Source organism: Arthrobacter sp. NPDC080073 (genome assembly GCF_040686575.1).
GTDB lineage: Bacteria > Actinomycetota > Actinomycetes > Actinomycetales > Micrococcaceae > Arthrobacter.
In genome coordinates, this window is record NZ_JBFBKR010000027.1 from 21,382 (window position 1) to 38,971 (window position 17,590).

Sequence of the window (17,590 nt, forward strand, 5' to 3'; positions counted from 1 at the left end):
GTCGAGCGGGCGCACAATGGTCTCAGCAGTTCGCGAGGGAGCGCAATGGGATTCTCGAGGCAACAAAAGACGTCGGTGGCCATGGCCGGGTTTGGCCGCTCCCGTGATCCCGTGATCGATCTTGCCCGGTTCTTCTGCCTCATCCTGGTGGTGCTCTCGCACTGCATGATGGTCAGCCCGGTCCTGCACCCAGACGGCACCGTCACCACCGAAAACACGCTCATGGAGCAGCACTGGTTCGAACCCGTCTTGTGGATGTTCCAAGTGGTGCCGCTGTTCTTCGTCCTTGGCGGCATCACAGGCCTGGAATCGTGGCGTCGCTTGCGTGCGCGCGGCGGCACCGGCGTCGACTATGCGCAACTGCGGCTCTTGCGCCTCATCCGTCCCGCAACTGCATTGCTGGCCTCGATGTTCGTGGGGCTCTGGGCCGCAACTCTACTTGGCGTCGATCCGGAAGTGGTCCAGCTCATCGCGACGGGCGCGGGCATGCCCTTGTGGTTCCTGGCCGCCTACCTCGCTACTCAATTGAGCGTTCCCCTGCTTGCCCGGCTGCATGGACATTCCCCGTGGCTGACCCTCGGCGGGCTCGTGGCCGCCGTGATCACCCTGGACTCCCTGCGCGGGGCGTTCCCGATGCTCGCCAACGTCAACCTGCTCTTTGTGTGGTGCGCGGTCCAGCAGTTCGGTTTCTTCATCGCCGACGGCATCTTCGCCGGACGAAGCCGAGGCTGGTTCGCGGGATTGATCGTCGGCAGCAACCTGCTGCTGGGATTCGTGACCGGGATTGGCGTCTACTCCGGCAACATGATCGTGGACCTGAATCCGCCCAACTTCTGCATGCTGTTACTGGGGCTGTCCCAGGCGGCAACGCTCCAATTGCTGCGCCCCGGCCTTGCCTGGGTGGCTGGCGTGCGCTGGATCCGTTGGGTGGTGGCCGTGGCCGGCCGGCGGTCCATGACGGTTTATCTTTGGCATTTGCCCCTGCTCGCAGCCATGTCGGGGCTGCTTCTGCTCACTGACTTCCCCAAGCCAGCGGCCGGTACGGCCGAATGGTGGTGGGCCCGCCCGCTGGTGCTCCTCGGCGTCCTCGTGCTTCTAGTCCCGGTCCTGCTCCTGTTCGGCTGGCTTGAGGAGCGCCCGACGGCGGCCAGCCACGCGCGCGGCAGGACGCACGTCGCGGTGGTGACTGCCGGCGTCGTGGTCTTCATTCCGGTGGTGGACGCCGCCTTCAACGGACTCACGCTGACCCTTCTCGGCGGGGGAGCGGCGTGCTTCGCGCTGGGAGTGTTACTGCTGGGACGGGTGCCGGACGGAGTCCTTTCCGCCGCCGTTCCCGATGCTCCTGGGGTGCCATTGCCAGCGCCAGGTTTACGTGCGAATCTCGACTCATGACTGAGTTCACGGATCCAACCGCAGAGTCGTTCAGCCCGGACGTGACAACGGTCAGGAACGACAAATTCCACCGCTACGAGCTTCTGGTTGACGGTGAAGTAGCCGTGATTTCGCAGTTTATGGACAAACCCGGCCACATAGACTTCCTGCACACGGAGACCCGCCCGCAGTTCAAAGGCCGCGGCCTGGCCAAGGTCCTGGCGCACTTTGCCTTGGATGACGTGCTGGCCTCGGGCAAGAGGATCATTCCGCATTGCCCGTTCATCGCGGCCTATCTGCGCCAGCACGAGGGTTACGATCTCGACGTCGATTGGCCCCCGGAACCGCCCGTGGGGGAACCCGACAACGAGTAGTCATTCCGCCGGGCTGGGCTCCTCCAGCCCACAGGGCCGTGCCCGTGTGCATGCGCCGACAAGCTCGCGTAACCAGGGCTTGCGTAAAATTCAAGTCACATGCAAATTCGGCTGTCACACTGGGTGGTTATGGGGAAGGTTTCAGAGGACAGTTCAAATGGCGGGGACTCGTCGATGGCCGTCGGGCACAGCGACCCTCAAATCTTGGCAATGGTGCGCGACGGCGACGCTTCCGCATTCGATGTGCTGTTCCGGCGACATGTGGCAGCGGCCAGGTTTGTTGCCCGCGCCCAGACGGACAATGCCAGCGACGCCGACGACGTGGTGTCCGAGGCGTTTGCTTCGATTTTCCAAGCCCTCACCGAGGGCAAAGGGCCGGACCAGTTCTTCCGCTCCTATCTTCTGACTGCCGTGCGGCGAATTGCCCACGACCGGAACCGGAAGGCCAGGCGTACCCAGGTCGTGGGCGACGTCGACGCCTTGGATAGCGTTGCCGTCGACGCGGACACCGTTCTGGACGCCTTTGAGTCCAGCACCATGGCGAAGGCGTTCAAATCGCTTCCGGAACGCTGGCAGGCGGCCCTCTGGCACGTGGACATCGAAGGCCTCAAACCTGCCGCAGCCGCGCCGTTCATTGGGTTGAGCCCCAACGGCGTCTCCTCGCTCGTGATCCGGGCGCGTGAGGGGCTCCGGCAGGCCTACTTGCAAAACCACGTGGCAGCGGCCAGCGACGACTCATGCGCCGAATTTTCGAGCCAGCTCGGAAAGTACGCCCGCAACGGCCTGAAGCGCGCGTCGCGCGAAAAGGTCAAGGCCCACCTGGAGGAGTGTCCGAAGTGCACGGCCGTGCTGGTGGAACTCAACGATGTCCAGGCAGGGATGAGGGCGCTTGTCTTCCCCTTGGTGGTCGGGGTGGTCTTCACGCCGGCAGTGACCGCCGGATTTCTCCCCGGAACCGCACTGCTGGAGTCGCTTCTTCCCGCAGGGGTTCTTTCGAGCCCGTTCCTTCCCGAGAAATTCGTTCCGGAAGGGGCCGAACCGGCCGCCGCCGGACTGCGGTCCGTGGGGGGATTCTGGAAGATGGCAGTCGCCGCGCTGGTCCTGGGAGGCCTCGCGATTGCAGGCATCCTCATGTGGCTTGGACAGACTGGCCCGGCGCCCGTCGCTGAAGCCCAAGTTCCGAGCAGCGCGCCGTCAGCCCCGCAGTCCGTGCCGGAACGTGCGCCGACGGCACCACCGCCAAGCCCGGCGCCGACGTCGGACCCGCCCGCCATGGCGGTGCCGCAACCTGCGGTGCCTGCGCCAATCGTGCCCGAAATGATTCCTGTGCCGCAGGAGACGGCCAGGGTGGTTGATTCCGGAACCGGCGTCACGAACCCCGTTCCGCGGACGGCATCGCTGACCATCCACAAGTATCAAAAGCCGGCTACCGCGACGAGCCTGCCGAATGACGGAACGGCCCTGACTGCCGCCCAGTTGCAGGGACTGACGCCCATCAGCGGGGTGACGTTCACAGTGCAGAAGATCAACAACATCGATCTGACGACGAACGCGGGGTGGGCTGCTGCTGCGGCGTTGACCCCGGCCCAGGCCGCTTCCCGGGCAGCCGTTCCAGGCACGACGGCGATGACCGGCGCGACCGGCACTGCTTCTTTGTCGGGTCTTCCCCTGGGTCTGTACCTGGTGACGGAGACCAGCTACCCGGCCGGGATCACACCTTCGGCTCCGTTCCTGGTGACCCTTCCCATGACGGACCCCGCGGGCGGGAACGGCTGGATCTATGACGTGAACGTCTATCCCAAGAACGCCGTAACTACAGCGACGAAGTCCGTGAATGATGCGTCCGTGGTCAAACTCGGCGACAACGTGCAGTGGACCATCACGTCCGACATCCCCAACGTCAACCCGATCGACGGGTACCGGATCGTCGACAAGCTCGAACCGAAGCTGAGCTACGCGAACTCGACGGTGGCGCTGTCGAACAACGTGGCGCTGGTGTTGAACACGGATTACACGGCGGTGTTCGACACGGCCACGAACACTCTCACAGTCGACTTCACCGCCAGCGGCCGGGCTGTGCTGGCGGCCAACCCCACAGGGAAGGTCCTCGTCACGGTGGACACCACCGTGAACACGGTCGGTGAGATCACGAACACGGCGCTTGTCTACCCGAACGCGGCCAGCTTCAACATCACCCCGGGCCAGCCCGGCGGTCCCGTCGTCACTCCTCCGGTGAGCACTACCAAGTGGGGCAACATCGTGCTGCACAAGAAGGATTCCCAGAGTTCGGCGCCCCTGGCCGGCGCCGTGTTCTCGGTGTATCCGAGCCGGACCGATGCGCTGGCCCGTACGAATGCGATCAACGTCGGAGGTGCCAGTTCCTGGACCACCGATGCCAGCGGCAACCTGGTGATCTCGGGTCTGCGTTACTCCAACAGGGCGAACGGAACGGCCGTAGGCCCCGGCCAGCCTGGTTACCAGTCATACTGGCTGGTGGAGACCCGGGCCCCGTCCGGGTACGTGCTGCTCGCCCAGCCGGTCGAGACCACGGTCACCAGCGATGACCCCTCCGCAGTGACGGTGACGATAGGCAATGTCCAGCAGAACGCCGGGTTCCAGCTGCCGCTCACCGGCGTAGGAACCTGGGCCCTACCTGCGGGCGGGATCCTCGTGCTGGCAGGCGCAGGCCTTTTCATGGTTACCGGCCGCCGGAAGCCCGTCGAAGCAAAATAGGCGGCAGCGGCGCCCGGAACCTGATCCGGCCGATGTCACGCTCCGAAAATACTTTCCAACTTTCGCGTCACGATCCGCGAATTGCTCCCACTATTCCAGTGGGTGGCCGTTTCTCCCCGCTTACGTCAAAAATTGAACTTGTTTTCTGCGACACGAACCGCCGGAAGCGCGCACTTGGTGACTAGAGACCACCTGCCTGCCCGCTCCCGAAAGTGAAGCAAGAAAGCCTATGAAGCAGTCCCTTCCGGCCAAGCTACTGGCAATTTTCCTCAGCGCAACGATTGTCGGACTTGGCTTGGGTGGCACCCTGCCCTCTCCCGCATATGCGACGACGCCGGGAACCCCGGGAGTGCCTCAGGCGGGTACGCCGGTTTACGCCGAGGACTTCAGCAATCTCCCGAATACAACCGCAAACGGGGCGAAGTCATACTCGGCAGCAGGATCAACAACATATGTAGGCCAAACCGGCCAGACGTACACCGGATCACCCAAATGGATCAATGGAAACCGCTGCAACGGCATCATTCTGAACTACTCCAACTCGGCCACGCCTGCTTGGGCACTGTCCGGTAGCAGTGCCTCGGACTCCGGCGCCAACGGTCGATGCTCGGACTCCTCCGGAGTTCGCGGGTACCAGTTCCTCCGAATGCTGGCCCTGGCAATGGGGCAACAGTTCACCCCGGCTTCGCCGTCGACTTACAACGTGGTGAGCTCCTACACCGAGTGCCAGACCACCTGGTCAACCACCACCACCTGTGACACCCTCCCGGTCGGCCCGAATGTTGCCACCGGTAGCGTCATGTTCAAGACCGCCCAGCCAATCACGACGACCCCCGGCCACTACTACGCCTTCAGCGTCAACACCGCATACATAAACTGCGGCACGCCGAGCGCTGACCCGGGTTACCAATTCGCCACCGTTGATCCCGTCACTGGTTCGGTCATCAGCAACCTAGGTACTCCGCTCAACGGCTGCTCCACGATGAGCAATCCCAACGTGAAGAACTACACGCAGACGGTGACTAGCAATGTCGGCGGGAGCTTCGGCACCATAACCAGGACCGTGAACCTCGCTTCGATGACCACGGACCAGGCATTCCAGGCTGCCGGCACCAGCATCGGGCTGGAGATGTACAACACGAACGGCACTACCATCGGCAACGACGGCGCGTTCAGCAACATCAAACTTGTCGACGTCACCCCCCAGCTGGACAAATCGTTCTCGCCCGCGCTGATCGCACCTGGTCAGAACTCCACTGTGACGCTTACCGTGACCAACTCCAGCGAGCTGAACGCGAAGAACGACTGGAGCATCACGGATACGCTGCCTGCCGGCGTCGTAATCGCCCCTAGCCCCGGTATCGGTGGCACGTGCGTCCAGCAGGGGGGTGCGGCTTTCGTCAGAACGGGAATCGCCGGTTCGAATGTTTTCACTGCGACGGGCGGTGATCTTGCCGCGGGACAGTCATCCTGCACCATCACGTTCAACGTGACCGCCGCGGCGGAGGGGACGTATGTAAACGGCCCGGCCAACATCGTCACCAACCTCAACCCGCCCGCAAACGCCACCCTGACCGTCCGGGCGCCGCGGATCACCCTGACCAAGGCGCTCGGAGCACCGCGCGGTGCGGCAACGGACCAGTTCACGGTGCAGATCCGCACCGGCGGGGCGACAGGCACGGTGGTCAACAACCCCGCGAACTCGACCACGACAGGAACGGGATCCTCGGTATCTCCGGGAACCGGTACCACCGGCGCCTACGTGGCCACGGCCGGAACGACGTACACCCTGACCGAAGCGGCCGCCGGAACGGCGAACCTAGCGAACTATGCCGGCACCATCACGTGTACGGATTCGTTCGGCCTGCAGTCCGGGTTGCCGAACGGCGCAACCTTCGCCGGATCGCTGGCGATCGCGCCGGTGGCCGGAGCGAATATCACGTGTGCCTTGTCAAATACCGCCCAGCCGATCATCAACGTAGCCAAGCAGGCAGGTGCGGTCACCGGTCCGGATACGAGCGGCAACTTTGTCGCAAACTACACTGTCACCGTCTCCAACACCGGCTCGGCGGTCGGCACCTACGGCGCCCTGGCCGACACGCCGGCGTTCGCCCCGAACCTGGCTATCACGGGTGCTGCCTGGACAACGTCCGGGCCCGGGGCTCCTGCCGGCGGCTCGACCCCGACCGCCGGTCCATACGCGCTGGCCCAGCCGGGCGTCGCCATCGCCCCGGGAGTCACGCACAGGTTCAACCTCGCGGTGACCTTCCACTACACGAACACCAACCAGCCAGAGGCCTGCGCGGGCCCCGGCACTGGCCTGTTCAACTCGGTCTCCTTGCCGTCTGGCCAGGAGCAAGGCCCTACGACGGACAACTTCGCCTGCGACACCCTCATACCCAATCTGGTGGCCTCAAAGACCGTGGATCCGGCGGCCGGAACCATGGTCCGGCCCGGACAGACTCTGAGCTACTCGCTGACTTTCGACAATACGGGCGGTACCGCCCCGGCCGCCGTCAGTTACACCGACTGGCACGGGAACGTCCTGGATGACGCGACCTTTGTAGCCAATTCCATCACCACAACCACCACGAGCGGGGCTCCCTTGGTCGTCACGAACAACTCGGGTGCAGCAACAAAGACCTTGGGCGTCACCGGGACGGTGGCCGCGGGCGCGAAGAGCGTGGTGACCTATCAGGTGACGGTCAACAACGTCGGCAGCCTGGGCAACGCCTCGCTCGAAAATTACCTGGCACCCTCAACCACCATTGTTCCGCCAACGAGCTGCGCGGACGGCAGCATCACCTGCTCTGTCAACCTCGTGGGCTCGTGGACACTGGGCAAGACCGCCTTCCCGGCCTCGGGAACCCGCATCAATCCGGGCGACCCCATCGCAAACAGGGTGATCACCTACACGGTGACCGCTAGCAACTCCTCCGTGAATCCCATCACCGGTGTCATCCTCAGTGATGACCTGAGCCAGGTACTGAACAACGCCACGTTCACGGCCGGTTCGGCGAAGCTGACCGTCAATGGCGGTACACCCGCCGCAGTCGCAGACCCGGGTGCCGGCAGCACGTTGGCGACTCCCTCGTTCACCCTCCCCGGGAACGGCGCGGCCGTGTTGACCTACTCAGTGACGGTCAATACGAATGCGTGGCTCGTCGCCCTCAAGAACGGGGCAACCGGCAACGGAGTCATCCCTCCGGCACGATGCGTCACCGGCGGCACAGCGCCGCTTGACCCTGCATGCTTCACGACGAACCCCACCACGGGCCACCTGTTCGTGCAAAAGTCTGGACCCGGTCAGACCCAAGGTTCCACCGTCCCGCTGACGGGCTCGACCTTTGAGATCCACAATGACGCTGCCGGGCAAATGGGCCCGACCGTGGTCGGAATGAACAGCGCGGTGCCCGGGTCCCCCGGACTGGTCGAGGTCAGGAACCTGCTTCCTGGGAGCTACTGGCTGCTCGAAACCAAAGCCCCGAGCGGCTACTCGCTCCTGGCGACCCCCGTGAAGTTCACCGTTGCGGCGAACGGCAGCATCGCCTTGGACCCGGTTACCGCAGGAACCTCCGTAACAGCAAACAATCAGACCATTACGGTCCTCGATGTGGCGGCAGTCAAGCTTCCAGCCGCCGGCGGGCCAGGCACTGCCGGCATCTTCGGCGGAACCGTTCTCGGGATCCTCGCCCTCATGACTTCCCTCGCCCTCATCATCTTCAGGCGAGCGAACAAGACCCCACAAAACCAGACTCCGTAGCGCAGCTCCGCGCAAATCAATGGGGGAACAAGAAAGGAACACGATGAAATCATCGAAGGTGAGGCGCGGCCTAATAGCCTCTTTGACCGCAATTGCCTCAGCTGGGATGCTCGCCCTCGGAGCCGGAGGTGCACACGCGGCGAACACCTCGAACATCGATCCGTCCAAGACGGGTTCGCTGACCATCCACAAGTATGAGAAGCCGGCCGCGCCGAGCAATCTGCCCAACGACGGAACGTTACTAACGCCGGCCCAGACGGCGGCACTGACCCCGATGGCAGGGGTGACGTTCACGGTGCAGAAGGTCAACAACATTGACCTGACGACCAACGCGGGCTGGACCGCCGCAGCGGCCCTGACACCCGCCCAGGCCGCGGTGCAAGCAGCCAAACCCGGCACGACGACCACGACTGACATGAGCGGAACAGCTGCCCTGGGGAACCTTCCCTTAGGCCTCTACTTGGTGACGGAGACCGGGTACCCCGCCGGTGTCACTCCCTCGGCGCCATTCCTGGTGACCCTTCCCATGACGAATCCGGGCAACCAGAACAGCTGGATGTATGACGTGAACGTCTACCCCAAGAACGCCGTGACGACAGCCACGAAGACCGTGAACGATGCGTCGGTCCTCAAGCTCGGCGACAACGTGCAGTGGACCATCACTTCCGACATCCCAAACGTCAACCCGATCGACGGGTACCGGATCGTCGACAAGCTCGATTCGAAGTTGAGCTACACCAACTCGACCGTGGCGCTCTCCAACAACTCCGCGCTGGCGCTGAACACGGACTACACCATCGCGTTCGACACGGCCACGAACAGCCTCACGGTGGACTTCACCGCAAGCGGCCGGGCGATTCTGGCTGCCAATCCCACCGCCAAGGTCCTGGTCACGGTGAACACCACCGTGAACACGGTCGGTGAGATCACGAACACGGCCCTGGTCTACCCGAACGCGGCCAGCTTCAGCATCACCCCGGGCCAGCCCAACGGCCCGGTCGTCACACCCCCGGTGGCTGTGACCAAGTGGGGCAACATCGTGCTGCACAAGAAGGATTCCCAGAGTTCGGCAGCCCTGGCCGGCGCCGTGTTCTCGGTCTACCCGAGCCGGGCCGACGCCTTGGCCGGCACCAACGCGATCAACGTCGGAGGGGTCAGTTCCTGGACCACCGATGCCAGCGGCAACCTGGTGATCTCAGGTCTGCGTTACTCCAATTGGGCCAGCGGGGCAACAGTGAACCCGGGCCAGCCCGGCTACCAATCGTACTGGCTGGTCGAGACCAAGGCCCCGCCCGGGTACGGGCTTCTCGCCCAGCCGGTCGAAACCACGGTCACCAGCAACAACCCCTCCGCTGTGACCGTGACGATCGACAACGTCCTGGCGAACGCCGGATTCCAGCTGCCGCTTACCGGTGGCGTAGGAACCTGGGCCCTGACTGCGGGCGGCGTGCTCGTGCTGGCAGGCGCAGGCCTGTTCGTGGTCACCGGCCGACGGAAGCGCAACGAGGCAAAGTAAACACCCTCGGTCACCCGCATCCCTTGATGCAGGGTATGGGGCATCCACCACTACGGTGGATGCCCCATACCGCGCCCGTCCATCGAAGCAAGAGGCCTCAATGACCCAAACCCTCGAAGAATTCATGGAGGGTTCCGAACCGGCACCGGAAGGCCCTCCTCGGCGCCATCGCGCCCGGAGACCGGCGGTGGGAAGCAAGCGCATCCGATCGGGTCTTGCTGACCGCAGACTTGTCACGATGATGGTCATCGCCGCAATCGGCCTGGGCCTGGTCCTGTACCCCCAGGCAGCTGACTGGTTCAGCTCGATATCCCACAGCAGACAACTTTCCGGCTATGCGCAGGAAGTCGAACAGCTTGAACCCTCGGCGCGGAGGAAAGTGCTGGACCGGGCACGCGAATACAACTCCCGGATCCCCGGCGGACAGCTTGGAGACCCGTACTCCGCCCAACTGCCGGCATTGGAAGGGCAGCTGCGGGATTATCAGAGCCAGTTGAACGTAGCCAACGACGACGTGATCGGAAGATTCCGCTACCCGTCCCTGAACATCGATCTGCCGATCTTCCATGGAACCAGCGACGACGTTCTAGCCAAAGGCGTGGGCCACCTCTACGGCTCCTCCCTTCCCGTAGGCGGCCCCGGCACGCACAGCGTCCTGACATCGCACTCGGGGATCCCGCATGCGGAACTCTTCAATCCCCTCCACAGCGCGAAAACGGGTGACATCTTCTCCACCGAAGTCATGGACCACACGTTCCTCTACAAAGTGAACAGGATCGAAGTGGTCAAACCTGATGACATTTCCTCACTGAAAATCACCGCGGGCGAGGACTCCATCACCTTGGTGACGTGCACCCCCATCGGGGTGAACTCACACCGGCTCCTGGTCCATGCCTCCCGGATCGCAGACATCCCCAAAGGCGCCCCGGAACAGAAAACCCTGGCAGGACGCCAGACCAACGTCGGATTCCCGTTCTGGGTTCTCTACTTCATCGGCGGCTTGCTGGCCTTCTACCTGGCTTCCGTTACTTGGAACCGTCGACGAAGCCGATGATCCAAACGCTTCGGGCACGCAAGGGCCTGAGGCACACCTACCTCTCATGCAAGGAAGCACCACTATGGCCTCACATTTCAATCTCTATGTTGACGCGGATGGATGCCTGCGGTTCCAACTCGTCACCGGAAACGGCGACGTGCTGCTCACCTCCAAGGCCTTTGAGGACGAGGACGCGGCAATCGCAGCCATCTGGTCAGTGCGCGAAGCCGCGGCCCATGGGCGCATCACTGATCTCACTGGTTCGGTGCCGGATAACCGCCCCGCCGACTAAATCGCGGCCCGGGTATCGGGCCAGCCGCAAGACGAATATCGGCGTCGACGAATTTCGGTAAATATCCCGCGAAGTCCGCGACACGATTCACCCACCAGCGACACATAGATAGTGCCTGGCATACGAAGGAACGAGGCTCCTCGCGGACCTGTTGGGGGCCCTACGAGGCGTCCGTTCCTGGTGGATCGCGCGTCAGGCCGTGCCCACATGCGGTCGTGTGCCCCCATGCGACCCACGGCCAAGGGCACGTGCAAGGATCCAAGGATCCCTGCACGGCGTGCGGCTGGATCTGAGACCCCCAGCCGCACGCCACTCAGCGCACCACGCGCAGGGTTCGGACCTCGAACGGCCGCAGTCGGAGCGCGCCACCGAGGCGCGCATCGCCCAAGGCGTCCTCGATGAGGCTCACCTCACGCACCTCGCGGTGCGGGAAATCAACCAACAGCTCGCCGTTCGTGCGACGGCCGAGCGACTCGTAGACGCGCACAATAAGGTCGCCCGAGCCGTCGTCGGCGAGCTTCACGCCGGAAACAATGATCCCTTCGCCCCGGACCGAAACCAGCGGCGCGACGTCGTGACTGCCGCGGACCACGGTCGCTGGGGCGTTCAGTTCGATGCCCGCGCGGGTGGCCTCGGCAGGACCGGCGCCGATCACCATACCGATGGTGATGACGTGCCGTCCGTGGTCGGCGTCGGGGTCGGGGAAACGCGGTGCGCGGAGCAGCGAGAGCCGAACGGTCGTTGTCACGGAATCGTCCGCCACCTCACGCGAAGTGTCATAGCCGTAGATTGAGTCGTTCACTAGGGCGACGCCGAAGTCGGCCTCGCGCACCAGGACGAAGCGGTGCATCGACGTCTCGAACTTTGCCGCTTCCCAGCTCGTGTTCGTGTGCGTAACGCGTGACTGATAGCCGAACTGGGTCTCGGCCTCGGAGTGTGTCGCCTGCACATCGAGCGGGAACGTGAGCTTCAGCAGCTTCTCGGTCTCGTTCCAGTCAATGTCGTTGACGATCTGCAGCATCCGCGAACCCGGCGCCAGGGTGATCGTCTGAGTGATGGTCGACTTGGAGAATGCGCGTTCGATGACGACTTCGGCGCCCGTCCTGGTGAGCCGCGAACAGATGCCGGTGACATCGCGCAGCTCGGTGGCGCTGTTGCGGTAGTAACGATCGATGTCCCAGGCATCCCACATGTTCGGGAAGTCCTGATGCAGCTGCAGCAGGTTCGCCGCGCGACCATCGGCAACGGCCTCCCGCCCGGTACGGAGTTCGACCGCGGAGACGACGAGGCCCTCGTTGGAGATGCGCACGCGCACAAGGCCGTTCTCGAGCACGATACCCTCGCCCGAGTCGTCGAGGGTGACCCGGTCATCGGAGGCCGCGGCCAAGGTGGCGCCGAGCGGCAGCGGGCCGGAAACCGACGCCGGCGAGAATACAAGCTCAAGGTCTCCGTCGCCTGCGAGCGAGCGGCGGGCGGCATTCGAGATTGCTTGCGCCCGGGCAATCACGTCGTCGAGGACGGCGACCGCCTCGCGGTGCACCCAGGCGATGGAGGTGCCGGGAAGGATGTCGTGGAACTCGTGCAGCAGCACCTGCTGCCACAGCCCGTCGAATTCGGCCTGCGGGTACGCGGTCCCCGTTCGGACGGCATCCGTCGCCGCCCACAGTTCGGCCTCGATGAGTGCGTGCTCGGCACGGCGGTGGCGCGACTTGGTACCGTGCTGGCTGGTGAGAGTGCCACGGTGCAGCTCGAGGTACAACTCGCCGACCCAGACAGCCGGGTATGGCAGCTCGGCCTTGGCGGCGTCGAAGAAGACGTCGGGGTGTTCCCAGGCGACCTGGGCGCTGCCCTCGAGGTTCTGCAAGCGTCGGGCGCGGCCCGTCATCTCGCGTGTGGTACCACCGCCGCCATCACCCCAGCCCACGGGCGCGATCGACCGGGAACTGACCCGGTTCTCTTTGAACTGACGCGCCGCCTTGGCGACCTCCATGCCGCTCAGCTGCGAGTTGTACGTGTCCATTGACGGGAAGTGCGTGAACACCTGCGAACCGTCGATGCCCTCCCACAGGAACGTGTGGTGCGGGAAAACATTCTGCTGGTTCCAGGAAATCTTCTGCGTGAAGAACCATTCGAAGCCGGCGCGGCGCATGAGCTGCGGCAGTGCCGACGAGTAGCCGAAGCTGTCGGGCAACCAGACACCCTTCGAGCGGATGCCGAACTCCCGCTCGAAGAACCGCTGACCGTGCGAGAACTGCCGCACCAAAGACTCACCTGTCGGCATCACCGTATCGGACTCGACCCACATGCCGCCGAGCGGCAGGAATCGACCGTCGGCCACAGCGGCCTTCACCCGTTCGAACACCTCGGGGCGGTGCTCCTTGAGCCAGGCGTACTGCTGCGCGCTGGACATGCCGAACTGGAACTCCGGCTGCTCTTCCAGCAGCGCCACCATCGAGGACGAGGTACGGGCGACCTTGCGGATCGTCTCGCGCACCGGCCACAGCCACGCGGAGTCGATGTGCGCATGGCCGATGGCCGAGATATGATGGGCGCTCGCCTCGGCGGGAGCCGCCAGGACGACGGCGAGCTTCGCGCGGGCGTCCGCAGCGGTCGCGGCGATGCGCTGGAGATCGAGCACATCGAGCGCATCATCCATGGCCTGCAGAATGCGCATGCGCCGCGGCGAGGTGGGTGGAAGCTCGGCCTGCAGTTCGAACAGTACGTCGAGGTCGAGCGAGAGCTCGAAGACCTCCTGCTCGAAGACAACGAGATCCATCCGGCGCGTGCGGTAGAGCGGCTCCGCAGACGAAGTGAGGATGTCACCCTCCTGCGTCGGGAGGAATGGATGGTAGTCGAGCAGCACGGGGTTGGATGCCGCTTCGAGGTAAAGTTCGACGGCCTCGTCGCCGTCGGCCGCCTTTGTGACCGGGATCCACTGGTTACGGGGGTTGATGCTCTTCACCGGAGTGCCGTCGGCACGATAGACGAGCGCCTCGCATTGGAAGCCTGCCATGTTGATATCGAACCCGAGATCGACCACGGCTTCGACCGTGCGCCCTGCCCATTCGGCCGGCACGCGCCCGGTGAGCCGGAACCAGGCGGTCCCCCAGGCGGGACCCCATGGCGCTCCGACGCACCACGGAGCGTAGTCGAGCGCGAGCCCGTCAGCGGGGCTGATCGGCTCGCCGTCGAGCTCGTGGATCCCGACAGCCAGAGGCACGGATGCCGAGTGGACCGCCGGTCGGATGCGCTCCTCGAGGACGCGCTTGACGCGACCGATGGTGAGCGAAGTGTCGTCATGCATGGGCTGTTCTCCGGGCTCGGGGGGGGCAGTACTAAAACGTTCTAGGGAGTGCGGGGAAGGACGCAATGAGGTAGCGTCAGCGGCTGAAGCCCGTCGCGTCATTCATCACGCCGATGCGCGCATCGATGTCGCAGAACTCGGTGTGCATGAGCCGGCTCCCGCCGTTCCAGGCGCGCTCCGCCGTCGCACGCAGAGGACGGCGGATGCCGTCGAAGACCTCACCGGGGGTCTGCGCCTCTGCGGCATCCGACCAGACCGAGAAGGAGACGCCCCTCAGCTGCGCGGGATAGGGGGCCGCGATCTCCTGCCTGGCGCCGCCGGGCAGCGGCGGGAACAGGCCGGGGTGCCAGCCCGCTTCCCAGACCCGTTCGCTCGTCGGATAGCTGTATCCGGCCTTCTCGCCGAGCACATAGTAGAAGAGCGAGTCGTTGAAGTTCACCAGGCCGTAGCCCGCGGTGACGGCCTGAGCCAGGGGCCGTATCTGCACGTCCCAGTTTGTCCACCAGGTGAGCACGATGTCGCGGTCGAGATCGATGACGCGACTGCGCAGCATCCCGTCGTTCCAGACCCGTGCCGCGAAACCTCGCGAACGCAGGTGCGTCGCCGTCCGGTTGATGAAGTCCGTGAGGAGATCGAAGCCCGTCCCCTCCTCGCCGTACCGTTCCAGGGCGGCGCCGCTGAGCGTGCGGTAGTCCTCGATCCTCGAGAAGTCGACGAACTCGTCGCCGCCGAGGTTCCAGCATGTGCTCCGGGAGAAGACCGGTGCCATGTCATCGATCAGCGCCTGCGCGAACCTCTCGGCCTCGTCGCGGGTGATGTCCAGCGCGTGATCCGTACCCGGCGCGCCGGAGGGGAGCCGGAACTCCGGGTGCACCGTCAGGACGTGCCTGAGGTGCCCCGGCATGTCGAGCGACGGCACAAGATCCAGGTGCAGATCTGCCGCGACCTCCACGATGCGGCGGGCCTGATCCCTGGTGACGCGGTCGGCGGAGACGATCTCCGGGAAGGACGCCGACTCGAGCCGGAACCCCTCGTTCTGACGGCAGGCGCGGAACACCCCGACCGGAGCGCCCGCGACCACCTCAACGTCGTCATTGACAGCAACGCTGAACGCCTCGCCGTCGGCGCCGCCCCTGCGCAGGCGGACGGTCGCCTCCTCGCCGCTCGCGATCCCGAGGGCCCTCAGCTCGCGCTCGAGCCGGACGGCCTCGCCGGCAAACTCCGGCGCTTCGGCGACGACCCGGACTGCGGCGGGGCGCCATTCGCCCCCCGTCAACATGGCCGTCGTCGGCTGCGGAAGGGCGAGCCAGCGGGGCTCGCCTACTCCAGCATCGGTTGCATCGATCATCCTTTGACGCCGCCTTCCTCGACGCCGCGGAAGAACTGCTTCTGCAGCACGGCGAACAGAACGATGATCGGGACCAGCGCGATCATCGTTCCCGCCGCGATCACACGCGGGTTCGAGGCGAAGTTGGAGCTGAGGTACTGCATGCCGACCGTCAGGGTATAGTTCGCCGGGTCCGAGAGAACGACGAGCGGCCAGAGGAAGTCGTCCCAGGCGCCGATGAAGGCGAAGAGCGCGACGACCGAGACCATGCCGCGGACGTTGGGCCACACGATGTGGCGCAGGCGTTGCATCGTGTTGGCACCGTCGATCGTCGCGGCATCCAGCGTGTCCGGCGGGATCATCCGGCAGACCGCGGTCATCAGCAGCACGTTGATCGCCGCGATGGCACCGGGCAGGAACACACCCCAGAGCGTGTTCGCCAGTCCCAATGACTTGACCGTGAGGTACTGGCTGGTCAGGGTGACCTCAGCGGGAAGCAGAAGCGTCGAGAAGATGATCGCGAGCACGATCCACTTGCCGCGGAACTTTATGGTGCCCAGCGCGTAGCCCCCCATCGTGGCGAAGACCACGTTGGTGATGACCGTGCCGACGCCGACGAGCAGCGAGTGCCAGGCGTAGTCGAGCACGGGGATGGCGCGAAACACGTTGGCGTAGTTGTCGATGGTGGGTGCTGCCGGGATCAGCGACGGCGGAAAATCGTAGATGTTCTCGGTGGCGCCCCTGAAGGATGTCGACATTTGCCAGAGGAAGGGGAACACCATGATCCCGAGGATCACGATCAGCAGGGCGTACTTGCCGATCAGCCCGGGTAGGGACGGTTTCATGATGTCTGCCGAGCCTCGCGTCCGATACGCCTTCTCCCGGCGAGGCGCCGTTGTGGCCTGTCCCTGCGCGGCGCTCATCTCGCTGGTTCCTCTGCGGCGCGTGCGACCTTGGCCGCCTTCGTGACGCGCCTGCTCGCCAGCGCCTCTTTGATGGTGTCGCTGTTGTTGAGGACGCCGACGACGGCGAGCGGCACGAGGGTGAGGAGGAAGAGAACGAGGGAGATCGCGGAGGCGTAGCCGATCTGCCCGTTCAGCCCCTTGCCCATCGACTGGATCAGCATCACCATGCTCATCGCGCGCCCGCCGGGTCCGCCCGAACCGTTCGAGAGCACGTAAAGCTCGGTGAAGACGCGCATCGCGCCCACGCACACCAGCACCGATACGAGCATCATGGGTCCGCGTACTCCAGGGACGGTCACCGACCAGAACCGCCGCCACCACCCGGCCCCGTCCGTCGCCGCGGCTTCGTGCAACTCGCGTCCGACGTTCCCGAGGGCGGCAAGGTATACAACCATGTAGTAGCCCAGTCCCTTCCAGACCGTGAGCCCGACCGCGCAGCCGATGAGCAGCAAGCGGTCGGAGAGGAACTCGATTGGCCGGTCCACGAGGCCGAAGAACTGGAGAGCGGAATTGACCGTACCGCTCCCGGAGAAGAGGAACTCCCACACGATCGCGACGACGACGGCCGAGGCGATCACCGGGAAGTAGAACGTCGTGCGGAAGAAACCGATCGCAGGGATCTTGTTGTGCACCAGCAAGGCGAGCAGCAGTGGCAGGAAGGTCAGCAGCGGTACGCAGACGACCACGTAGAGGAGAGACGTGGACAGCGCATAGCCGAACCTCTCGTCCTCGAAGAGCTTCCCGAAGTTCTCCAGCCCCACGAAGCGTGCCGGGCGGAGGGGACGAGCATCCGTGAAGGCCAGGACCACAGTGTTCAGGAATGGCCAAAGCGCGAACACGAACACCCAGATCACCGCCGGCAGCACCAGCAGGTACGGCGTGAACCACCTCTGTCTCTGCACTGCCTAT

At 64.6% G+C, this 17,590-nt stretch carries 11 protein-coding genes; 7 read left to right on the plus strand and 4 right to left on the minus strand.

Translation table 11 applies throughout. The features are described 5' to 3' along the window. Positions 1-45 precede the first annotated feature (45 nt). The 7 genes from AB0O52_RS21090 (at position 46) to AB0O52_RS21120 (ending at position 11,085) form a co-directional block, all read left to right on the plus strand. Positions 46-1,392 carry an acyltransferase gene (locus AB0O52_RS21090; protein ID WP_364541911.1) on the plus strand — a complete coding sequence of 449 codons (1,347 nt, stop codon included), beginning with the start codon at positions 46-48 and terminating at the stop codon, positions 1,390-1,392. After that, positions 1,389-1,745: a GNAT family N-acetyltransferase gene (locus AB0O52_RS21095; protein ID WP_364541914.1), complete on the plus strand. Its 357-nt coding sequence runs from the start codon at positions 1,389-1,391 to the stop codon at positions 1,743-1,745. Before AB0O52_RS21090 ends, AB0O52_RS21095 begins: the two co-directional genes overlap by 4 nt. A gap of 129 nt (positions 1,746-1,874) precedes the next feature. After that, entirely contained in the window at positions 1,875-4,478 is a 2,604-nt protein-coding gene (locus AB0O52_RS21100; protein ID WP_364541916.1) for a SpaH/EbpB family LPXTG-anchored major pilin, read from the plus strand. Positions 4,479-4,707: 229 nt separating this feature from the next. Further along, positions 4,708-8,241: a SpaA isopeptide-forming pilin-related protein gene (locus AB0O52_RS21105; RefSeq protein ID WP_364541919.1), complete on the plus strand. Its 3,534-nt coding sequence runs from the start codon at positions 4,708-4,710 to the stop codon at positions 8,239-8,241. A 43-nt stretch (positions 8,242-8,284) separates the two neighbouring features. Beyond that, positions 8,285-9,757 carry a SpaH/EbpB family LPXTG-anchored major pilin gene (locus tag AB0O52_RS21110; RefSeq protein WP_364541922.1) on the plus strand — a complete coding sequence of 491 codons (1,473 nt, stop codon included), beginning with the start codon at positions 8,285-8,287 and terminating at the stop codon, positions 9,755-9,757. Between the two features lie 238 nt (positions 9,758-9,995). After that, a complete protein-coding gene (locus AB0O52_RS21115) occupies positions 9,996-10,811 on the plus strand; it encodes a class C sortase (protein ID WP_364541925.1) in 816 nt (271 codons plus the stop codon). A 64-nt stretch (positions 10,812-10,875) separates the two neighbouring features. Beyond that, on the plus strand, positions 10,876-11,085 hold the full coding sequence (locus AB0O52_RS21120) for a DUF1508 domain-containing protein (protein WP_364541928.1): 210 nt from the start codon (positions 10,876-10,878) through the stop codon (positions 11,083-11,085). 313 nt (positions 11,086-11,398) lie between these two features. On the opposite strand, the gene AB0O52_RS21125 is transcribed toward AB0O52_RS21120, so the two are convergent. The 4 genes from AB0O52_RS21125 to AB0O52_RS21140 form a co-directional block, all read right to left on the minus strand. Beyond that, positions 11,399-14,389 carry a glycoside hydrolase family 38 C-terminal domain-containing protein gene (locus tag AB0O52_RS21125; protein ID WP_364541931.1) on the minus strand — a complete coding sequence of 997 codons (2,991 nt, stop codon included), beginning with the start codon at positions 14,387-14,389 and terminating at the stop codon, positions 11,399-11,401. Positions 14,390-14,465: 76 nt separating this feature from the next. Continuing rightward, the gene (locus AB0O52_RS21130; RefSeq protein ID WP_364541934.1) at positions 14,466-15,737 is read right to left on the minus strand and encodes a family 20 glycosylhydrolase; all 1,272 of its coding nucleotides are present in this window, start codon (positions 15,735-15,737) and stop codon (positions 14,466-14,468) included. After that, on the minus strand, positions 15,734-16,639 hold the full coding sequence (locus AB0O52_RS21135) for a carbohydrate ABC transporter permease (protein WP_364541937.1): 906 nt from the start codon (positions 16,637-16,639) through the stop codon (positions 15,734-15,736). Before AB0O52_RS21135 ends, AB0O52_RS21130 begins: the two co-directional genes overlap by 4 nt. Further along, positions 16,636-17,583: a sugar ABC transporter permease gene (locus AB0O52_RS21140; RefSeq protein ID WP_364541939.1), complete on the minus strand. Its 948-nt coding sequence runs from the start codon at positions 17,581-17,583 to the stop codon at positions 16,636-16,638. Before AB0O52_RS21140 ends, AB0O52_RS21135 begins: the two co-directional genes overlap by 4 nt. Positions 17,584-17,590: the final 7 nt, after the last annotated feature.